Origin of the sequence: Roseivivax marinus, assembly GCF_900109705.1 — a bacterium.
GTDB lineage: Bacteria > Pseudomonadota > Alphaproteobacteria > Rhodobacterales > Rhodobacteraceae > Roseivivax > Roseivivax marinus.
Genome location: NZ_FOAI01000002.1, coordinates 394,874 through 412,361 on the forward strand (window position 1 = coordinate 394,874; position 17,488 = coordinate 412,361).

General features: G+C 65.7%; 17 protein-coding genes and 1 pseudogene. 3 read left to right on the forward strand and 15 right to left on the reverse strand.

What is annotated here, in order from left to right; all coding sequences use genetic code 11:
• The first annotated feature begins 10 nt into the window (after positions 1-10).
• Positions 11-676: a HEPN domain-containing protein gene (locus BMX29_RS04490; protein WP_175471117.1), complete on the forward strand. Its 666-nt coding sequence runs from the start codon at positions 11-13 to the stop codon at positions 674-676.
• Here BMX29_RS04490 and BMX29_RS04495 read toward each other — a convergent pair.
• From BMX29_RS04495 to trbB, 11 genes are read right to left on the reverse strand one after another with little or no spacing between them, the layout of a single operon-like run.
• A complete protein-coding gene (locus tag BMX29_RS04495) occupies positions 673-891 on the reverse strand; it encodes a DUF2274 domain-containing protein (protein WP_092810718.1) in 219 nt (72 codons plus the stop codon). The two genes, BMX29_RS04490 and BMX29_RS04495, sit on opposite strands and share 4 nt — an antisense overlap.
• A 1-nt stretch (position 892) precedes the next feature.
• The gene (locus BMX29_RS04500) at positions 893-2,029 is read right to left on the reverse strand and encodes a TraB/TrbI/VirB10 family type IV secretion system protein (protein ID WP_092810720.1); all 1,137 of its coding nucleotides are present in this window, start codon (positions 2,027-2,029) and stop codon (positions 893-895) included.
• Positions 2,026-3,000, reverse strand: a complete 975-nt coding sequence (gene trbG / locus BMX29_RS04505; protein WP_092810721.1) for a P-type conjugative transfer protein TrbG — start codon at positions 2,998-3,000, stop codon at positions 2,026-2,028. The genes BMX29_RS04500 and trbG overlap by 4 nt, the downstream gene beginning before the upstream one ends.
• Positions 2,997-3,686, reverse strand: a complete 690-nt coding sequence (gene trbF / locus BMX29_RS04510; RefSeq protein WP_092810723.1) for a conjugal transfer protein TrbF — start codon at positions 3,684-3,686, stop codon at positions 2,997-2,999. Before trbF ends, trbG begins: the two co-directional genes overlap by 4 nt.
• Entirely contained in the window at positions 3,683-5,032 is a 1,350-nt protein-coding gene (gene trbL / locus BMX29_RS04515) for a P-type conjugative transfer protein TrbL (protein ID WP_092810724.1), read from the reverse strand. The genes trbF and trbL overlap by 4 nt, the downstream gene beginning before the upstream one ends.
• Before the next feature lie 3 nt (positions 5,033-5,035).
• Positions 5,036-5,302 (reverse strand): putative entry exclusion protein TrbK-alt, encoded by a 267-nt coding sequence (gene trbK-alt / locus BMX29_RS04520; RefSeq protein ID WP_092810726.1) that lies wholly within the window; start codon positions 5,300-5,302, stop codon positions 5,036-5,038.
• Between the two features lie 13 nt (positions 5,303-5,315).
• A complete protein-coding gene (gene trbJ, locus BMX29_RS04525) occupies positions 5,316-6,104 on the reverse strand; it encodes a P-type conjugative transfer protein TrbJ (protein ID WP_092810728.1) in 789 nt (262 codons plus the stop codon).
• Positions 6,101-8,596 (reverse strand): conjugal transfer protein TrbE, encoded by a 2,496-nt coding sequence (gene trbE / locus BMX29_RS04530; RefSeq protein ID WP_092810730.1) that lies wholly within the window; start codon positions 8,594-8,596, stop codon positions 6,101-6,103. Before trbE ends, trbJ begins: the two co-directional genes overlap by 4 nt.
• Before the next feature lie 10 nt (positions 8,597-8,606).
• Complete coding sequence (locus BMX29_RS04535; RefSeq protein WP_092810732.1) at positions 8,607-8,888, reverse strand: VirB3 family type IV secretion system protein; 282 nt, start codon at positions 8,886-8,888, stop codon at positions 8,607-8,609.
• Positions 8,888-9,220 (reverse strand): TrbC/VirB2 family type IV secretion system protein, encoded by a 333-nt coding sequence (locus BMX29_RS04540; protein WP_092810734.1) that lies wholly within the window; start codon positions 9,218-9,220, stop codon positions 8,888-8,890. The genes BMX29_RS04535 and BMX29_RS04540 overlap by 1 nt, the downstream gene beginning before the upstream one ends.
• Entirely contained in the window at positions 9,217-10,167 is a 951-nt protein-coding gene (gene trbB / locus BMX29_RS04545) for a P-type conjugative transfer ATPase TrbB (RefSeq protein ID WP_425314270.1), read from the reverse strand. The genes BMX29_RS04540 and trbB overlap by 4 nt, the downstream gene beginning before the upstream one ends.
• Positions 10,168-10,429: 262 nt before the next feature.
• Here trbB and BMX29_RS04550 point away from each other — a divergent pair, with 262 nt between their 5' ends.
• Both BMX29_RS04550 and BMX29_RS04555 read left to right on the forward strand, forming a co-directional pair.
• On the forward strand, positions 10,430-10,843 hold the full coding sequence (locus BMX29_RS04550; protein ID WP_092810738.1) for an MbcA/ParS/Xre antitoxin family protein: 414 nt from the start codon (positions 10,430-10,432) through the stop codon (positions 10,841-10,843).
• On the forward strand, positions 10,840-11,529 hold the full coding sequence (locus tag BMX29_RS04555) for an RES family NAD+ phosphorylase (RefSeq protein WP_425314269.1): 690 nt from the start codon (positions 10,840-10,842) through the stop codon (positions 11,527-11,529). The genes BMX29_RS04550 and BMX29_RS04555 overlap by 4 nt, the downstream gene beginning before the upstream one ends.
• Positions 11,530-11,537: 8 nt before the next feature.
• On the opposite strand, the gene BMX29_RS04560 is transcribed toward BMX29_RS04555, so the two are convergent.
• The 4 genes and pseudogenes from BMX29_RS04560 to BMX29_RS04575 all read right to left on the reverse strand — a co-directional run.
• Positions 11,538-12,242 carry a M48 family metallopeptidase gene (locus BMX29_RS04560; protein ID WP_092810740.1) on the reverse strand — a complete coding sequence of 235 codons (705 nt, stop codon included), beginning with the start codon at positions 12,240-12,242 and terminating at the stop codon, positions 11,538-11,540.
• Entirely contained in the window at positions 12,242-15,337 is a 3,096-nt protein-coding gene (locus tag BMX29_RS04565) for a type I restriction endonuclease subunit R (protein WP_092810742.1), read from the reverse strand. Before BMX29_RS04565 ends, BMX29_RS04560 begins: the two co-directional genes overlap by 1 nt.
• Complete coding sequence (locus tag BMX29_RS04570) at positions 15,330-16,628, reverse strand: restriction endonuclease subunit S (RefSeq protein ID WP_092810744.1); 1,299 nt, start codon at positions 16,626-16,628, stop codon at positions 15,330-15,332. The genes BMX29_RS04565 and BMX29_RS04570 overlap by 8 nt, the downstream gene beginning before the upstream one ends.
• A pseudogene (locus tag BMX29_RS04575) lies at positions 16,619-17,488 on the reverse strand (hypothetical protein); the annotation flags it as partial. The gene BMX29_RS04570 and the pseudogene BMX29_RS04575, both read right to left, overlap by 10 nt.

Consider the following 17,488-nt stretch of genomic DNA (forward strand, 5'->3'; position numbering starts at 1 on the left):
GAGGAATTCGATGCAAGACAGCCTGTCGTTCAGCACCTTGAAGGAGAAGCAACGCGCGATTCGTGCAGGCTTTCCCCAGACGATGGGCCTGCGTGTGCACCGCTCCATCAGCTGGATCGGACGCGCCGAGGCGTGCGGTGACGATCAAGATGCACGCTTCATCTTCCTCTGGATCGCCTTCAACGCAGCCTATGCCGACGAGCGCGAATTCCAGTCGGTGGCCCCCGGCGAAAGAGCTGCATTCGTCGATTTCTTCGGCAAGCTGGTGGCGCGGGACGAAAAGCGGCGCATCTACAAGGCGCTATGGCAGCGGTTCTCCGGTCCTGTTCGAACCCTCATGGAGAACCATTTCGTCTTCAACCCGTTTTGGCAGCATCAAAACGGCATCGACGGATTCGAGGATTGGGAGGAGAGGTTCCGATCATCCTCTCGCAGCTTCGCACAGTCGTTTCAAGCCGGCGACAGCGTTCGTGTTCTGAGTTTTGTCTTCGACCGGCTCTACGTGCTGCGGAATCAGTTGGTGCACGGCGGATCGACCTGGAACAGCGGAGTGAACCGTGCACAAGTCCGCGATGGCGCAGAGATACTCGCCTTTTTGGTCCCGGTTTTCGTGGACCTGATGATGGACAATTCACAAGAAGACTGGGGACGGCCGTTCTACCCAGTGGTCGACTAGGGGTTTCGACGCGCCTTCGCAAAGCCGCGATCCGTCGCGATGAACCGCTCCAGCATGGGTACCACCAGCTTCTTCGGTTCGATTGGTCCCTGACCCGCCTCCCGGCCGAGGATTTCACCATAGGCGATCAAATCACGGTGCAATTGCGCAGGCAGCTCAACAGTCAGCTTCACCGGCTTGTCGTCCGGGATCGGTCCGAGTTTCAGCTTGGTCATGTCAGCCTCTGGACGGCGCGACAACGAGGTCGCGCGTGACGATCACGCGGACCGGGAAGCCCGGGCGGATGGTGAGGGTCGGCGGGATCTCCAGCTGGCGTTGAACGATCCGTTGTCCGGCCTCGTTGATCGTGTCCAGGGCTCCGTCGCGGAGCGCGCGGGCGAGCCGGTCGTCCTCATCGAGGGAAAGCTCCGCGCCGACCGCGAGCAGGGTCGAAAGCCCCGCCGCGCGCAAGATGCTGGCCCAGTGATTGTCGACGCGGTCCTCGAGACCGGCATACCCCGCGGCATCCGCCCCGGGCAGGCGTTCGAGGACGAGGGATCGTCCATCTGGGAAAATCAGCCGGGTCCAGACCAAGAGCACGCGGCGCTGGCCGACGGTGACGCTGTCGTCATAGGCGCCGATCAACCGGGTGCCCTGCGGGATAAGAAGCAGGCTTCCCGTGGGGCTGTCATAGACGTTCTGGGTGACCTGCGCGGTGATCTGACCGGGAAGGTCGGAGCGAATGCCGGTGATCAGCGCGGCCGGGATGACGGAGCCGGCCTGCAGAAGCCAGGGCGAGACCGGTGGTTGCACGCGGTCGGGGGCGACCGTTCGGCGGTCGGTCGGAGCGGTCAGGAAGGCTTGGCGTGGATCGGTCTCCGGAGTGGCGGCCAAACCGCTCCCCGGAGCCGCTGCGGGCATCTGGAACCCGGTGGATACGGGCGCTCCGGGCCGCGTCTGGAAGAAGAGGTCACTCACGCGCGCCGCTTCCAGTTCCGCGAGGCGTTGCTGCTCCGCCGGGTCCATTGTCGGGGGCGCGAGACTTGGAGCCGCGATGGGCTGGCCCCGTTGCTGCGCGTCAAGGATGCCACCACCGAGGTCGCCCGGCAGGGGCGGTCCGAGCCGCGGGATCGCGTCATAGCTGCCGGGCAGATCGCGGAGACCATCGGCGGGCTGGCGACGGTCCGTCGTGATTAACTCCTCCGGGGCGGCCGTCCTGTCCGGACGTTGCAGGCCGTAGATCAGTGCCGCACCGATCCCGAGGCCCGCGACAACGCCGAGCCCGATGATCACCTTGCGGGAAATCCGCGTGACGCGCGGCGGATCGGCGCGCAGGCGCATGGCGGCAGCGGTGTCGGTCGATGTCTCGGTCATGTCCCCTGCTCCGCATCGTGCCGCACCACCGTCGCCTCGGTCCGGGGTTCGATCCGCAGGATGCGGACCACCTCCTGCCGGGGACCGCGGCCAAGGCGCAACTCGGCCGCACCGAAAAGCCTATCGACGATCAGCACATTGCCGTGGATCCGGGAGTTCACAATTTCCAGCTCGCCATCGGTGCCGAGGACGAAAAGCGGCGGCATCTCGCCCTGGGCGATGCCGCGCGGGAAGACGACGTAAGTACGGCGCCCGTCATCGAAGACAGAAACCGGCCGCCAGGGCGGGCTGTCGCCCTGCAGCCCATACCGGTGATTGCGGGCATGCGCGGGCGGGATGCGCGGCATGGCCGGCACGACGCGTGGGGCGTCGGGCGCACGCGGATAGGCCCAGGAGATGGCGGGCATCCAGGTCTCTTCGCTGGCGTTGAGTTCGATCAGGTAGGTGCGCCGGTCGGTCGAGATCACGAGGTTCGTGCTGATATCGGGCCGGGTGGGTTTCACGAGGACGAGGACGCGGGTGTCACGGCCGGCGCCGCTTTCGGTGTCGCCGATGATCCAGCGCGCGGTATCGCCCGCCGCGATCGGGCCGGTGCCGGCGAGACGTTCGCCGGGTTCGAGCGCGATGGTCGTGATCTGGCCCGGGGCGGCGTACACCTGATAGAGCGCACCCTCGGACCAGGGATAGATCTGGATCGCGTTGAAATACCCCGCTTGCCGCGGTTCGACGCGGGCGGCGGCATTGGCATTGCCGACCTGCGCGACAGGTGTGGCAGCCGCCTCCCCGCCCCGGCTCGGGGTCCAAGCGGGCGGGACATGGAGCGGGCGCGGCCGGTCATCGGGCGCCGTGGCAGGCGGCGATGGCAAGGGCGGCACCGCGTCGTCATAGGCGAATGTGGGCGGGCGGTCGTTGGCGCAACCGGCCAGAAGCGTGGTGGCGAGGAGAATGGTGGGCAGGATCGGTCGGGTCATTGGCTCATCTCCCGCGACCAGTTGATCGCGTTCACGTAAATGCCGAGGGGGTTGGCGCGCAGACGGTCCGCCGTGCGCGGCGGGTCGATCACGATGGTCAGGATCGCGGTCCAGCGTTCGGTGCGGGCGAGCTGGCCGTTCTCGTAGTGCCGCTCGGACCAGGCCACCCGGAAACTGTCGGGCGAGGCGCGGATCACGCTCGAGACCTCCACCGAGACCTGGTCCTCGCCGACCCGCGTGAAGGGATCGTTGGCGCGGGCATGGTCGTTCAGCGCCAGCGCGCCGCCATCGGTGGTGAACTCATATGCCCGCAGCCAGTTCTGCCTGACGACGATGGGATCGGCGGGCAGGCCCCGGACCTCTTCTATGAATCGGGCGAGATGCCAGGCGATCTGCGGATCGCTCGGGCGATACCCGGCGCTGGCGGCCTCGACGGCGCGCGCCTCGCCATGCCGGTCGATCTCGACGACATAGGGCACCACGGTGCCGCGCGCCGATTGCCAGACCAACGCCGTGGCGAAGCCACCCGCGAGGATCAGGCATCCGAAGGCCATGAGCCGCCAGTTCTTCGCCTGCACCCGGGCGGAGCCGATGCGCTCGTCCCAGACCTGGGCGGCCTTCTGGTAAGGGGTCTCGGGTTCGGGTGTCTTGCCGTAATGCGCGGCGGCGCGTTTGAAGAGGCTCATGGGCGATCACTTTCAGAGATGGGAACGGAGGTGCCTGAGCCGGGGCTGTCCCCGGCGCGCAGCGCATGGGTGGCGGCGGAGACGCCATGGCTCATGGCCTGGCTGCGGCGCATCGAACGCGCCCAGGCCGGTGGACTGCCTGTTTGGCCGGACGCAGCGGTGGAGGCGCCTGCCCCGCTGCCGAGCGAGGAGGTGCCGCCGGTGGCAGCGAACCCCGGGCGCGCGCCTCCGGCGTGGCTTGACTTGACGGCGTCGGAAGCCGAGGCGGCGGCCCGGCGCAGGGGCGATGCAGCCGCGGATCCCGCAGCCCGGGCCACACCACCGAGACCGGAGGCGACCCTGACGGCCCCGGTCTGACCCATGGATCCGAGGCTGTAGGCTGTGGAGGCAGCCCCGGTGGCCGCCGCAGCGCCGCGCGTGACAGCGGCCCCGGCCGAGGCGAGTGCGCCTGTACCTCGGGCCGCGAGCATGGCCCCGCCACCCGCCGCGACGGCAGCCCCACCGACCGCCAGCCCGGTGCCAACGGCGGCCCCCGCGCCCAGTTGCGGCCCGCCCGAGACGAGGCCGGTGGCAATGCCGGGGCCGAAGATGCCGAGACCGAGGAGCGAGAGCGCGGCCAGCACGATCGCCATGGCCTCGTCGATCGTGGGGGTCACGCCCCCGAACCCGGCGGTGAACTGGCCGAAAAGCGTCGAGCCGATGCCGATGATCACCGCCAGCACCAGCACCTTGATGCCGGAGGAGACGACATTGCCGAGCACCCGCTCGGCCATGAAGGCGGTCTTGCCGAAGAGGCCAAAGGGGATGAGCACGAAGCCCGCGAGGGTCGTCAGCTTGAACTCGATGAGCGTCACGAAAAGTTGCACGGCGAGCAGGAAGAACGCGAGCAGCACCAGCGCCCAGGCGAAGAGCAGGCAGGCGATCTGGATGAAGTTCTCGAAGAAGGCGACGAAGCCCATGAGATCGGCGGTGGATTCCAGAAGCGGCCGCCCGGCATCGAGCCCGGTCTGCGCCACCCGGCCCGGTCGCAGGAGATCGGCAGGCGAGAAGCCGGTCCCGGAGGCCAAGAGCCCCAGCCCCGCGAAACTGTCGAAGACGATGGCGGCGAGGCTGTTCCAGTTGGAGATGAGCCAGGCGAAGACGCCGACGAAGAGGGTCTTTTTCACGAGACGGGCGATGATGTCGTCATCGGCACCCCAGGCCCAGAAGAGTGCCCCCAGCGTCACGTCGATCACGATGAGCGTGCTCGCGATGAAGGCGACCTCGCCACCGAGCAGCCCGAAACCGCTGTCGATGTAAGAGGTGAAGACCCCGAGGAAGGTGTCGATGACGCCGGTGCCGCCCATGGCTCATTCGCCCCCGGTTCGGTCGCGCCCGAGAAAGCGGTCGCGGGTTTCGGCCCAGACGGCGAGGCAATCGGGATCAGAGGCCCCGGCTTCGCCCAGTTCCTGGCAGCGCCTCTGTTCGGCGCGCAGGGGATCGGCCTCCGGCATCAGGGGAACTGCCGGACGCGCCGCCTGCCCCGCCTCGTCCCGGCCCATCTCCACCAGTGCCGCGGTGATCGCGATGGCGACGAAGACGATGGCGGCGATGCGCGCGAGGACCGATCCCTCCATGGGCCAGCTCCCTTCAGTTGTTGAACATCCGGGCATTGCCGGGCTGGTAGCCCGTGCCCGGAGTGAGGAAGCGCTCGCGCTGGACCCGGCCTTGTTCGGCGGCCGCGGACCGCTCCGCCTCGACCAGCGCGGTTGCGCGGCCATTGGCGGCGACGACCGCGATCAGGTCAGCGATCTGCTGGGATTGGAGCGCCAGGAGCTGGTTGCCGGCCTGGGTCGCCTGCAAGGCGCCGATGGCGGATTGGCTTTCGCCGACAAGGGCGGAGAGCTCGGCGCGCTGGCCGTCGAGATTGCCGACGACGCCTGCCTGCACGCGGAGCGCATCCTGCAGACCGCCGACGGTGTTTTCCCAGCGGGACCGGGCATCAGCCAGAAGCTGCGCTTCGGGCGCGGCCATGGGGATATCGGCATAGTCCTGCTGGAAGACCTGGTCGATCTGGGCGACATCGAAGGCGATGTTCTGCGCCTGGCTCAGGAGTTGCCGGGTCCGGTCCACGTTCTGCTGCAGCGCCTGCAGCGAGGAATAGGGCAGGCTCGCGAGGTTGCGCGCCTGGTTCATCAGCATCTGCGCCTCGTTCTGCAGCTGGGTGATCTGGTTGTTGATCTGCTCGAGCGCTCGGGCGGCCGAGAGGATGTTCTCGGCGTGATTGCGCGGGTCGTAGACGATGCGTCCGCCCCCACCGAAGAGGAAGGCCTGGGCGGGCGTCGCGACGATCGGCGACAGGCCGATGGGGGCGGCGAGCGCAAGGGCGACCGCGGAGGCGCTGGCGAGCTTGGTCAGGCGATGGGCGGCATGGGTCATGGGGTGGTCTCCTTTGCGGGTTCGGGGGCTTGGGGGATCGGTGCATCCGGAACTTCAGGTCCCGGTGCGAGATTGGTGAGGTCGGGGATCAGCTCGGCGGCCCAGCCGACCCCGCGGGCCTCGAGCCAGGCGGCCAGGAAGCCCTCGCGGCCATGCTCTGCGAGGATCTCCGAGATCAGTGTCTGATCGGACTTGGCGGAGGCGCCGCAGAGCGCGAGGCCCACCTCCGAGAGACCGAGCTCGAAGAGCCGGTTGCCGCGCCGCGACTGGCAGTAGTAGTCGCGCTTGGGCGTGGCGCGGGCGAGGATCTCGATCTGGCGGTCATTGAGGCCGAAGCGGCGGTAGATCGCGGTGATCTGCGGCTCGATGGCGCGTTCGTTGGGGAGAAGCAGCCGCGTCGGGCAGCTTTCGATGATGGCGGGCGCGATGGGGGAAGCGTCGATGTCGCTGAGCGACTGGGTCGCGAAGATGACCGAGGCGTTCTTCTTGCGCAGCGTCTTCAGCCATTCGCGGAGCTGGCCCGCGAAGCCCTCGTCATCGAGCGCAAGCCAGCCCTCGTCGATGATCAGGAGCGTCGGTCGCCCGTCGAGCCGGTCGCCGATCCGGTGGAAGAGATAGGAGAGCACTGCGGGCGCCGCGGCGGTTCCGACCAGCCCCTCGATCTCGAAGGCCAGGACAGAGGCCGCGCCGAGCTCTTCGGTCTCGGCATCGAGCAGCCGCCCATGTGCTCCGCCGAGGCAATAGGGCCGCAGGGCCTGTTTCAGATCGGTGGATTGCAGCAGGACCGCGAGACCGGTGATCGTCCGTTCGCCGACAGGGGCCGAGGCCAGCGAGCTCAGCGCGGACCAGAGATGCTCTTTCACCTCCGGGGTGATCGTGATGCCCTCGCGGGCGAGGATCGCGCCGATCCAGCCCGCAGCCCAAGAGCGCTCGGTGGGATCGTCGATCCGGGCGAGCGGCTGGAGGGAGACCGTGGCTTCCGCCGCCTCGGTCAGTTCACCGCCGAGATCATGCCAGTCGCCGCCCATGGCGAGGGTGGCGGCGCGGATCGAACCCCCGAAATCGAAGGCGAAGACCTGTGCGCCCGGGTAGCGGCGGAACTGCAGCGCCATGAGCGCGAGGAGCACGGATTTGCCCGCCCCGGTTGGACCGACGACCAGCGTATGACCGACATCGCCCACATGGAGCGAAAGCCGGAACGGTGTCGCGCCTTCGGTCTTGCCATAAAGCAGCGGCGGGCCGTCGAAATGCGTGTCCCGCTCCTCCCCCGCCCAGACGGCGGAGAGGGGGATCATGTGGGCGAGGTTCAGGGTGGAAACGGGAGGCTGGCGGACATTGGCGTAGGCCTGCCCCGGCAGCGAGCCGAGCCAGGCATCGACGGCGTTGACCGTCTCGACCATGGCAGTGAAATCCCGGCCCTGAATGACCTTCTCGACGAGGCGGAGATTCTCGTCGGCGCGGCGCGGGTCCTCGTCCCAGACGATGAGCGTCGCCGTGACATAGGCCTCGCCTGCGATATCAGCACCGAGCTCCTGCAGGGCCATGTCGGCATCGGCGGCCTTGTTGGCAGCGTCCGTGTCGACCAGCGCCGATTGCTCGTTGGTCATCACCTCCTTCAGGATCGCGGCGATGGATTTGCGCTTGGCGAACCATTGGCGGCGGATGCGGGCGACCATCCGCGCGGCCTCTGTCTTGTCCATCAGGATCGCCCGGGTCGCCCAGCGATAGGGAAAGGCCAGCCGGTTGAGATCATCGAGGATCCCGGGCGTGGTGGCGGTCGGGAAGCCCGAGAGGGTCAGGACGCGCAGATGGGCGTCCCCCAGCCGGGGCTCGAGCCCGCCGGTCAGCGGCTGGTCGGCGAGAAGCGCGTCGAGATAGGCCGGGGTTTCCGGCACGCGGACCCGGTGGGTCTGCGTCGAGATGGTCGAATGCAGGTAGGTCAGCGTCTCGCCGTCACCCATCCAGCGGCACTCGGGCATGATGCCGTCCAAAAGTGCCAGCACCCGGTCGGTGCGGTCGATGAACCCGCGCAGCACCTCGCCCGCATCGATGCCGGTCTTGTCGCGGCCTTCGTAGAGCCAGGTCTCGGCGCGCGCGGCCTCCTCGGCGGGCGGCAGGTAGAGGAAGGTCAGAAAATACTCGGACTGGAAATGCGCCCCCTGCTCGGCGAAGCCCGCGCGGCGCTCGGCATCGAGGAGCGCCGAGGCCGGATCGGGAAAACGGCTGTCGGGATAGTCGGCCGCCGCCACCCGTTGCGCCTCGACGAAGATCGCCCATCCGGACCCGAGGCGACGGAAGGCGTTGTTGATGCGTCCCGCCACGGCCACGAGTTCCGCCGCGACCGCGCTGTCGAGATCGGGGCCGCGGAACCGGGACGAGCGCTGCAGGCTGCCATCCTTGTTCAGCACCACGCCGGGGGCCACCAGCGCCGCCCAGGGCAGGTAATCCGCGAGCCGCGTCCCTTTCCGGCGATACTCCGCGAGGCTCATCATGAGCGTGCCCTCAGACCTCGAGATGACCGGGAAGCCGCATATGCCGACGCCCGACCTCGACGAAGAGCGGATCGCGCCGGGCGGCCCAGACCGCGACCAGGTGGCCCAGAAGGCCGATGACGATCCCGGCAACCCAGAGCTGCAGCCCGAGCCCGATGGCCCCGGCCAGCGTCCCGTTCAGGATCGCGAAGGCCCGCGGCGCACCGGCCAGCAGGATCGGCTCGGTCAACGCCCGGTGGACCGGGACAGTGAAGCCCGGCACGTCCGCCAGCTGCTCGAAGGTGCTATCCATCAGATCAGCGCCCCGCCGCCGAAGCTGAAGAAGCTCAGGAAAAAGGAACTGGCCGCGAAGGCGATGGAGATGCCGAAGACGATCTGGATGAGGCGACGGAAGCCCCCGGAGCTGTCGCCGAAGGCCAGCGTCAGGCCGGTCACGATGATGATGATCACCGCGATGATCTTGGCGACCGGCCCCTCGATCGACTCGAGGATCGATTGCAGCGGCGCCTCCCAGGGCATGGAGGAGCCTGCCGCCCGGGCGGGTCCGGCCAGCATCAGGGTGACGCTGGCATAGGTGACGGCATGCGCGGCCTGCGCGCGCAGCCGGTGAAGGGGTCGGGTCATGAAGGGTCTCCTGTGTCGGTTTCCATCCCGGTCGGCCGCGCCGCCGGGGAGATGCGATAGTCGCCGTCCGGTCCCAGCCCGTCGACGCGGGCGAGCTCGGCGAGATGCCGGTTGGCCCCGCGCCCGGATAGGACGGCGATCAGATCGATGGTCTCGGCGATGAGGGCGCGCGGCACGGTGACCACCGCCTCCTGGATGAGCTGCTCCATCCGGCGCAGGGCGCCGAGAGCGGAGCCCGCATGGATGGTGCCGATGCCGCCCGGATGACCCGTGCCCCAGGCCTTCAAGAGGTCCAGCGCCTCGGCCCCGCGCACCTCGCCGATGGGAATGCGGTCCGGGCGCAGGCGCAGCGAGGAGCGGACGAGATCGGAGAGCGAGGCGACGCCGTCCTTGGTGCGCAGCGCGACGAGGTTGGGTGCTGTGCATTGCAGCTCGCGCGTGTCCTCGATGATGACGACGCGGTCCGACGATCCGGCCACCTCGGCCAGCAGCGCATTGGTCAGCGTCGTCTTGCCGGTGGAGGTCCCGCCCGCCACGAGGATATTGGCCCGCGTGGCGACGCCCTCGCGCAACAGCGCCGCCTGGGTCTCGGTCATGATCCCGGAGGCGATGTAGTCGGCGAGCGTGAAGACCGCGACGGCGGGTTTGCGGATCGCGAAACAGGGCGCGGCGACCACGGGTGGCAATAGCCCTTCGAAGCGTTCCCCGGTCTCGGGCAATTCGGCCGAGACGCGCGGGTGCGCGGCATGCACCTCGGCCCCGACGTGATGGGCGACGAGCCGCACGATCCGCTCGCCATCGGCTGGGGACAGGGTGGCGCCGGTATCGGAGAGTCCTTCGGAGAGCCGGTCGATCCAGAGCCGCCCGTCGGGATTGAGCATGACCTCGACGGTCATCGGGTCTTCCAGAAACCCGGCGATGGCGGGCCCGAGCGCCGTGCGCAGCATCCGCGCGCCGCGGGCCATCGCTTCCGGTTTCCGAGCTGCCTCTGCCATGCTGTCCCCGTTCCGTGAGTGGCCACCGACGGGCGGCCCTGGATCGGGTCCATCAAGAAAACCGGAAACCGGCTGCGCTCAACAGGTCTTCAAGGGGCGTAGCGCCATAGCGTGCAAAGACAGGGAATAGAGTTAGAGACGATCAAGGCGGCACCGCACGACCTATATTGCCTTTTGGCACATATTATCTATATTGATGCCAAAGGAGAAAGCCATGCAGTTCGCCACGGTCCAGCCCGTCACCGCCCGCAGCGATCTTCCCGTCATCACCGACGAGGAGGCCGCGGCGCTGGCGCGCACAACGGTCAACCTGTTCCGGGCCTGGGAGCTGACGGATGCCGAAGCCCGCACCTTGCTGGGCGACATGGCGCAGCGCACCTGGGCGCGGTGGAAGACCGGCAATATCGGCCGGATCGACCGCGACCTGCGCGCGCGCATGGCGATCCTGATGGGGATCCACAAGGCGCTGCGCTATCTCTTCACCGACCCTGCCCGGGGCTATGCCTGGATTCGCAGGCCGAACGCCGCCTTCGCGGGCCGAAGCGCGCTCGACGTCATGCTCCGGGGCGAGATCACCGACCTGATCGATCTGCGCGCCTATCTCGATGCCGAACGGGGTGCCTGGTGAATGTGCCTGTCCGCCGCGTGACATGGCCGCGCACGGTCCGCATCATCCGCTCGATCCACCCGCCCATCGACCTGTTCGAGGACATCGCCGATCCGGCTGATTGGGAGGCGCTGGCCTCGGCCGAGGCCAAGTTCAACCCGCGCATCCGCGAGAGCATCGGCGATCTCTCCAAGGTGCCTGTCGCCCGCCGCGTGACCGGCCCCGGTGCGAGCTGGGTCATGGCGCCCTTCGTGCATTGCTCACCGCTCAGGCCCGGACGGTTCTCGGATGGCAGCTTCGGCCTATACTATGCGGGCGACCGCACCGAGGTGGCGATTGCCGAGACCGTCCATCACCACGCCCGCTTCATGCGCGCCACGGACGAGGCGCAGGGCTGGACCTCGCAATTCCGCGAGCTGATCGGGTCGATCGACGCCGATCTCGACGATGCCACGGCCCGCACCGATCTTCTGGAGCCGGAGGACTACCGTGCGTCCCAGGTTTTCGGGGCCGAACGCCGTGCGGCCGGGTCGAACGGCATCACCTGGCCCAGCGTGCGATTTCCCGAGGGCCAGTGCATCGCCGTCTTCTGGCCCGACGTGATCCCGATCCCGACCCAAGGGGCGCATTTCTCGTATCACTGGAACGGAACGGCAGTCGATTACGTGAAGCGGCTGGATGATGGGGAGGTGTGGCGGGTGTCTTAACGGACCGCTCAAAGTGCCGGGATAGGCAACTCGTTCAATTCAGTGCGCGCCTCGGACCAGCTCGGATAGTGCGTTGACAGGAGATCGAAGAACCTTGGGCTATGGGTCGGTGCGAGAATGTGGATCATCTCGTGAACCACGACGTACTCCAGCAAATCCCGGGGTTTCTTGACCAACTCCGTATTCAGACGAATGGTCTGCTGTTCCGCGTTGCAGCTTCCCCATTTGGTCTTCATGCGCTGCAGGAAATAGCCTTGGACTTCGACACCAATCCGGCTTTCCCACTTCTTGATCAAGGGGGGGACCGCGGCGTGAAGAAGCTTGAGGTGCCAATTGTGTATCACCTTCGCACGGGTCTCCAAAGTGCTTCCAGGGCGCACTTGAAGATGAATCGTTCGATGATCCAGACGCACTGCAGGCTTGCCCTCACATTCCGTCAACCGAAGAAGATGTCGGCGGCCCCATAGATAGTGAGTTTCGCGCCCGACAAATTGACGTGGTGCCTCGCGAGCCTGCTGTGCGAGCTTTCCTTGCTGCTGACGAATCCAGCCGATCTTGGTGATCGCATAGGCGCGGGCGACGTCGATCCTGGTGGACGTCGGTGCAACGAGCGTAACGCGCCCATCGGGGGGATGGACCGACAGATGGACGTTCTTGACGTCCTTCCGGGTCACGTCGATGGCCAGATCGCCGATTTCGATCACTTCACCCATCAATACCCCGATTGGTTCTTGATGATTTCGAACATAGCAAGCGTCGCGTCGCGATCTCGATTGAAAAGCGGGAAAAGGACGTTCTTGACCTCCCGTTCGCGGACTGGGTCACCCTTCCAGCCCGCAGGGGCGTGTTCTCGTACGGTGCGGTCGATTTCCAGCGCCAGATGCGCTCTTTGGTCGTCGTCCGCGGGGACAACGAACCCTGTCGCAGGTAGGTCTGGGAGGTTGTTGTAGATCACGACGGCTTCGCGATTGCCCGAAAGGCTTGCAGGCAGGTCAGGACCCGCATCCCGTGCCGCCATCTTGCGGACCAGGTCCTCGGCCTTCTTCAGGAAGTCCTCATAGGCCTTCGCGCTGTCGCGGCTTTGCTGGATCAGATCCTCAAGGAGCTTGGACATCTCGTCATAGAAGCGAGGGTCTGTCAGCTGATCGCGTATGATGGTTTTCCGGATATTATTGATGATGCCTTCGGCCACCGCGTTCTTCGACAGCTTCCCTTTTTCGTTCAGCTGCTTGGCGATCGCATGATGGATTCCGGTTTCGATGATTGCTTGGGTAAGCGACACGTTGGACAACGCACCCAGCGCTTGGGCGGGATCGGCTTGGATGTAGGTGTTCAGCAGATGCCGCATGTCGGCTTCATAAGGCTTGATATCGAGTTCTTCGCCCGAATGCTTTTTGATGGCGGCCCTGAGATCACTGTAGAAATCGACATCGCGCTGGATGTCTTTCTGTTCGGAGGGGGAATACCCTGCGTCGTCCAAGTTCTGCGCGATGGCGGCGTAGGCCCGAACGAACGACGCCACGGATTTGTAGAACGAGATCCTCAGCGCCTCGGTCTCGGTCAGGGCATTCGCATCAGCGGCATCACCGCAGAAGTACCGCAGGAACTGCTCTACTTCTCTCGGCGGGGGCACCGGAGCGCAGAGATAGTGAAGCGCTTCACGCGCCGCGTCGAGGCGCGCCTTCCCCTCTTCGATCCAGTTCTTGATCTCGACGTTGTTGTCGCCGCCGCTGCCCGCATCCAGATCGAGTTCATCCGAGCTGTAGACTGCGATTGCGTGCTGGACGTCGCCAAACAGCTCCTTGAAGTCGACGATATGTCCGTAATCCTTGTCATCGCCGTCGATCCGGTTGGTCCGGCAGATCGCCTGGAACAGCGTGTGGTCCCGCAGCTTGTCGTCGAGGTAGATGTAGCTGCAGCTCGGTGCGTCGAAGCCGGTGAGCAGCTTGGACACCACGATCAGGAGCTTCATGTTCGCCGGCTCTTCGATGAAGCGCCGCTTGACCTCGGTCTCATAGGCTGTCGTGCTCTGGCCGCCCTTCAGCACGAAATTCGTGTACGTGTCGTACTTGTACCGCTCATCGCTGTTGGCGGGCTCCCGCGAGATCGCATTGTGGTTCGGCTCGAATGACGTGACGATACCCACATGCGGCCCGAGCCTGGTGCTCTGGAACTCGCGGTAGAACTCGCAGGCGTCGCGGATCGAGGCCGCTACCAGGATCGCGGTCCCTCTGTCGTCGCTCAGTCGCGGCTTCAGATCGAAATCCTTCACGACCTCGGCCACAATCCGGCGCTTGCGCTCCGTCGAACTCAGCAACTCCTCCATGTTGGCCCAGCGTTTCCGCAGCACGGCCTTCTGAAAGTTGTTGAGGTTCTTGGTCGACCGCTCAAACCATGCGTTGACTTCGTCGGGGTTGGTCATCCGCTGTGGCACGTCACGCGCCGCATATTTCAGGTCGAGCACGACTTTGTCCCGGACGGCTTCCTGGAACTTGTAGGTGTGGATGTAGGTGCCGAAGACCTCGCGCGTGGTCTGCCGGTCCTTCCGCAGCAACGGGGTTCCGGTGAAGCCGACGAAGATGGCGCCCTCGAGCCAGCGCTTCATCTGCTTGTTCATGTCGCCGCCCTGGGTGCGGTGGCACTCGTCGACGAACACGTAGAAGCGGCCGTTGACGTTCGGGGGCGGCCCGGACAGATCGGTCGTGTCGAACTTGTGGATCAGCGCGCAGATCAACCGGGGTGACTTCGCACCCAGCCAGCTCACGAACTCATCGCGGCGCGTCACCCGTGGCGATGGCGCATCGGCCGCGACCACGCCCGCGTTGCGCATCACACCCTCGATCTGCTTGTCGAGCTCGTCGCGGTCGGTGATGACCAACACGCGGGCATTGGGTTCGCGTTCGAGGATCCATTTGGCCAAGAGCACCATCAGAATGCTCTTGCCGGACCCCTGGGTGTGCCAGATGACGCCGCCCTCGCGCTTGGCGAGCCGCTCCTGCGCCAGCTTCACGCCGACGAACTGGTGTTGCCGGGGGACCTTCTTGATGCCCGCGTCGAAGATCACGAAATTCCGGATCAGGTCGAGCAGCCGGTCCTTGCGCAACATCTGACCGACCGGACGGTCCAGCAGCGCGCCAGCGGGCAGGTCTCCGGCGGGCGGGTCTTCATCCCGCCAGTCGACGAACAGCGTTTCTGGCGTTCCGACCGTGCCATAGCGCAGGCCCTGCGCATCGCTGCCCGCCAGCAGAAGCTGCGCGGTGGCGAAGAACGGGGCGTTGAAAATCTCGTCCTGATTGGAAATCAGCTGCCGGATGCCGTCGCCGATCTCGACTGACGAGCGTTTCAGCTCGATCACCGCGACGGCGAGGCCGTTGAGGTAGACGACCAGATCGGGACGCCGTTCGTGGCCGCCCTTCAGGGTCACTTCCTCTGCGAGGGCGAAGTCGTTGGCGGCGGGGTTGTCCCAGTCGATCAGGTGCACCGTCTTGTGCGGGGCGGCGACCGAAGTCTGCACATCGACGCCGTAGCGCAGCAGCGTGTAGGTACGCAGGTTGGCCTGATAGAGCGTGGTGCCGGTCACCTCGATCGCCTGCATCAGGCGCGTCAGGGCGGCGTTGATCTCGTCATCAGAATAGCCGCGAGCGGAGAGATTGGCGCGCAGCAGATCGGGCTCGACACAACGGTTGTTCGGGCGGCCCGACCAGTCGCCGAGGTTCCGGTAGCCGAGGCCGCCTTTGTCCTCCGGTGTGGTGATGTGGGTCGCTAGGCGGTCCTGTGTGACGCGTTCGCTGCGTGGACGTTCAGGCATGCGCCACCTCCAACGCGTCCAATGCCTCGCCCTGAACCGGAAGGCGGACGCGGCCGGTCAGCAAGGCCTGCATCATTCCCTGCTTGAGCGCCCGGGTCTTTTCGAGACGAGACTCGAGCACTGTGATTTCAGCATCCATATCAGTAAGCACATCCGCTATCGCGTCCTGTTCAGGCTCCGACGGAACGCGCACATTGATCGAGGCGAGTGCTTTGGCGCTGATGTGAACGACGGCATCACCTTGGCCTTTGCTGGCCTTTTGCCGTGCAATTTCGGGCATGTTCATCAGGTAGCCCAAGAAGATCGGGTTACCGCTTGTAGGGCGCAAAATGACGATATCGCCGCCAGCGTAAGCCTCAGTTTCGAAATTGAAAGCAACACATTTGCCGATATCGGCTTTCGTTTCTCCTGAGGCAGCGAAAAGAAGGTCTCGGAAATAGATCCGGGTTGCATTCTGCGCGACAGGCCGTGAAATGCGAGAGCTAAAACGCCTTATGACGTCATGGTGAGTTGTGTAGATTTCACCATACCTCACACAGGGGAGTTCGCCGGAAAGAGCTTGGTCCCTGCGTACGCCGCTGCCTTTCAGAAAGACTCCAAAATCGCCTAACTTCATCTCTTGCCACGGCTCAGAGAAACCCGGCAGACGGGTTGCGCCCGAAAGCAAGCGCTGCATGGCTCCAATCTGTACAGCGCGCTTCTTACTAACTAGTGCAGCGATTTTTGTGATCGTAGCATCGATTTCCGAGAGCGCTTCCGCTATCGCTTGCTGCTCGGCCACTGGCGGAACCGCCAGGATGGCAGCGGACAGCGAACGGCCGTTGGTCAAGGCCCGCGTCGTGTAGGTCGCCCGCGCAACGACTTGTCGGCGAAAGTACCGTGGCGAGAAGCAGTAGGCTTTGAACAGGTCGTCTAGCCTGTCGCCCGTAGGACGCGCGCGCAGAACAAACCCGCTGAAGACGGTGTCCTTCGCCGGATCGAGCATCGCCGCAGCAACGCCGATCTCCTCAACGGTTTCGGACGTGCGGGTAAAGAACACGTCGCCCTTCCGCACCTCGAAGGCTTCCAGCTCGGACTTGGAAACGTCGACCCGCCCCTCGATCCGGTCCAGGCGCAAGCCCGGATGCCGAAACACATCCATGTAGTTCACGATGGGCGTGCCATAGCCGAAATACTTCTTCGCCTTGTTCAGCCCGTTCTTGAACGTGAACAGGTCTCCCAACGGCACCGCGTCCCAGTCCTCCGGTATCGGGCCAATCTCGGTCTGCTTGTAGCCGGGCCTCAGGTCCATGCGGCCCCCATCGCCTTCAGATGGGTTGCGACACGGGCGGCAAGCACATCGACCTCTTCCTCCAACTTGGGCAGCGGCATGGCATACCGCTCGGCCAGCCCCTTGACCCGGGTGGACAGGGCTTGCGCCACATGCGCCACCTCGTCGGTCACGCGGGCCTCGATTGTGTCGAGCCACTTGTCCGCGACCACCAGCGTCTTGGCCTCGTCCTCGGTCAGCTTGCCATAGCGGTCGTGCACCTTCTTCCACAGGGCGTCGTCCGCCGGCTTGCGCTTCTTCTTCGTGGCGTCGAGCGCGGTCATCCCCTTTTGGTAGGCTTCGAGTGCCTTCCGTTCGTCGGCCATGTCCGGGTCGCGGCCGATTTCCTTCAGCCGGGCCTTCAGCGCCTTCGCGGTGATCTTCTGCTTGTCGCCTTCGCCCTCGATCACCTCGGCCAGCAGACCGTCCTCGCCCGCGCCCTCTTCGAGCTTCTCGGCAAGGTCCTGCTCCAGTTCCGCGATCTGCACGTCGAAGGCATCGATCTCGGCCTGCTCGGCCGCGAAGTACCGCGCGACGATCAGGCGTGACGGGATCAGGTCCGATGTGAACCTGCGACGCCCGAGCATGTAGTCACCCGGCTCCGGCCACTCCAGCTTGCCGCTCTTGCCCTTGCGCTTGACGATCTCGCGGGGCTGCGAGCCTGTGACCCAGCCGGTCGCGGCGATGACATAGGAATCGTCCTGCAGCGCCTCGGCCCAGTAGTCCATCAGGTGCTGGTACACATCGTAGGTCGTGTTGACAAAAGGGATTCCCCTCGGGCGTAGGGCATGATTCAAGCTGGCATCTGCGATGGAGACCAGCTTGGCACGAAACCTTATATC

What these genes read in the sequence shown, in the direction of transcription:
- BMX29_RS04565 (WP_092810742.1), bottom strand. Translation starts at nt 15,337, where the DNA reads ATGCCTGAACGTCCACGCAGCGAACGCGTCACACAGGACCGCCTAGCG.
- trbF (WP_092810723.1), bottom strand. Translation starts at nt 3,686, where the DNA reads ATGAGCCTCTTCAAACGCGCCGCCGCGCATTACGGCAAGACACCCGAA.
- BMX29_RS04535 (WP_092810732.1), bottom strand. Translation starts at nt 8,888, where the DNA reads ATGGATAGCACCTTCGAGCAGCTGGCGGACGTGCCGGGCTTCACTGTC.
- trbE (WP_092810730.1), bottom strand. Translation starts at nt 8,596, where the DNA reads ATGATGAGCCTCGCGGAGTATCGCCGGAAAGGGACGCGGCTCGCGGAT.
- BMX29_RS04495 (WP_092810718.1), bottom strand. Translation starts at nt 891, where the DNA reads ATGACCAAGCTGAAACTCGGACCGATCCCGGACGACAAGCCGGTGAAG.
- BMX29_RS04540 (WP_092810734.1), bottom strand. Translation starts at nt 9,220, where the DNA reads ATGACCCGACCCCTTCACCGGCTGCGCGCGCAGGCCGCGCATGCCGTC.
- BMX29_RS04500 (WP_092810720.1), bottom strand. Translation starts at nt 2,029, where the DNA reads ATGACCGAGACATCGACCGACACCGCTGCCGCCATGCGCCTGCGCGCC.
- BMX29_RS04560 (WP_092810740.1), bottom strand. Translation starts at nt 12,242, where the DNA reads ATGGGTGAAGTGATCGAAATCGGCGATCTGGCCATCGACGTGACCCGG.
- trbJ (WP_092810728.1), bottom strand. Translation starts at nt 6,104, where the DNA reads ATGACCCATGCCGCCCATCGCCTGACCAAGCTCGCCAGCGCCTCCGCG.
- BMX29_RS04550 (WP_092810738.1), top strand. Translation starts at nt 10,430, where the DNA reads ATGCAGTTCGCCACGGTCCAGCCCGTCACCGCCCGCAGCGATCTTCCC.
- trbG (WP_092810721.1), bottom strand. Translation starts at nt 3,000, where the DNA reads ATGACCCGACCGATCCTGCCCACCATTCTCCTCGCCACCACGCTTCTG.
- BMX29_RS04570 (WP_092810744.1), bottom strand. Translation starts at nt 16,628, where the DNA reads ATGGACCTGAGGCCCGGCTACAAGCAGACCGAGATTGGCCCGATACCG.
- trbK-alt (WP_092810726.1), bottom strand. Translation starts at nt 5,302, where the DNA reads ATGGAGGGATCGGTCCTCGCGCGCATCGCCGCCATCGTCTTCGTCGCC.
- trbL (WP_092810724.1), bottom strand. Translation starts at nt 5,032, where the DNA reads ATGGGCGGCACCGGCGTCATCGACACCTTCCTCGGGGTCTTCACCTCT.
- trbB (WP_425314270.1), bottom strand. Translation starts at nt 10,167, where the DNA reads ATGCTGCGCACGGCGCTCGGGCCCGCCATCGCCGGGTTTCTGGAAGAC.
- BMX29_RS04490 (WP_175471117.1), top strand. Translation starts at nt 11, where the DNA reads ATGCAAGACAGCCTGTCGTTCAGCACCTTGAAGGAGAAGCAACGCGCG.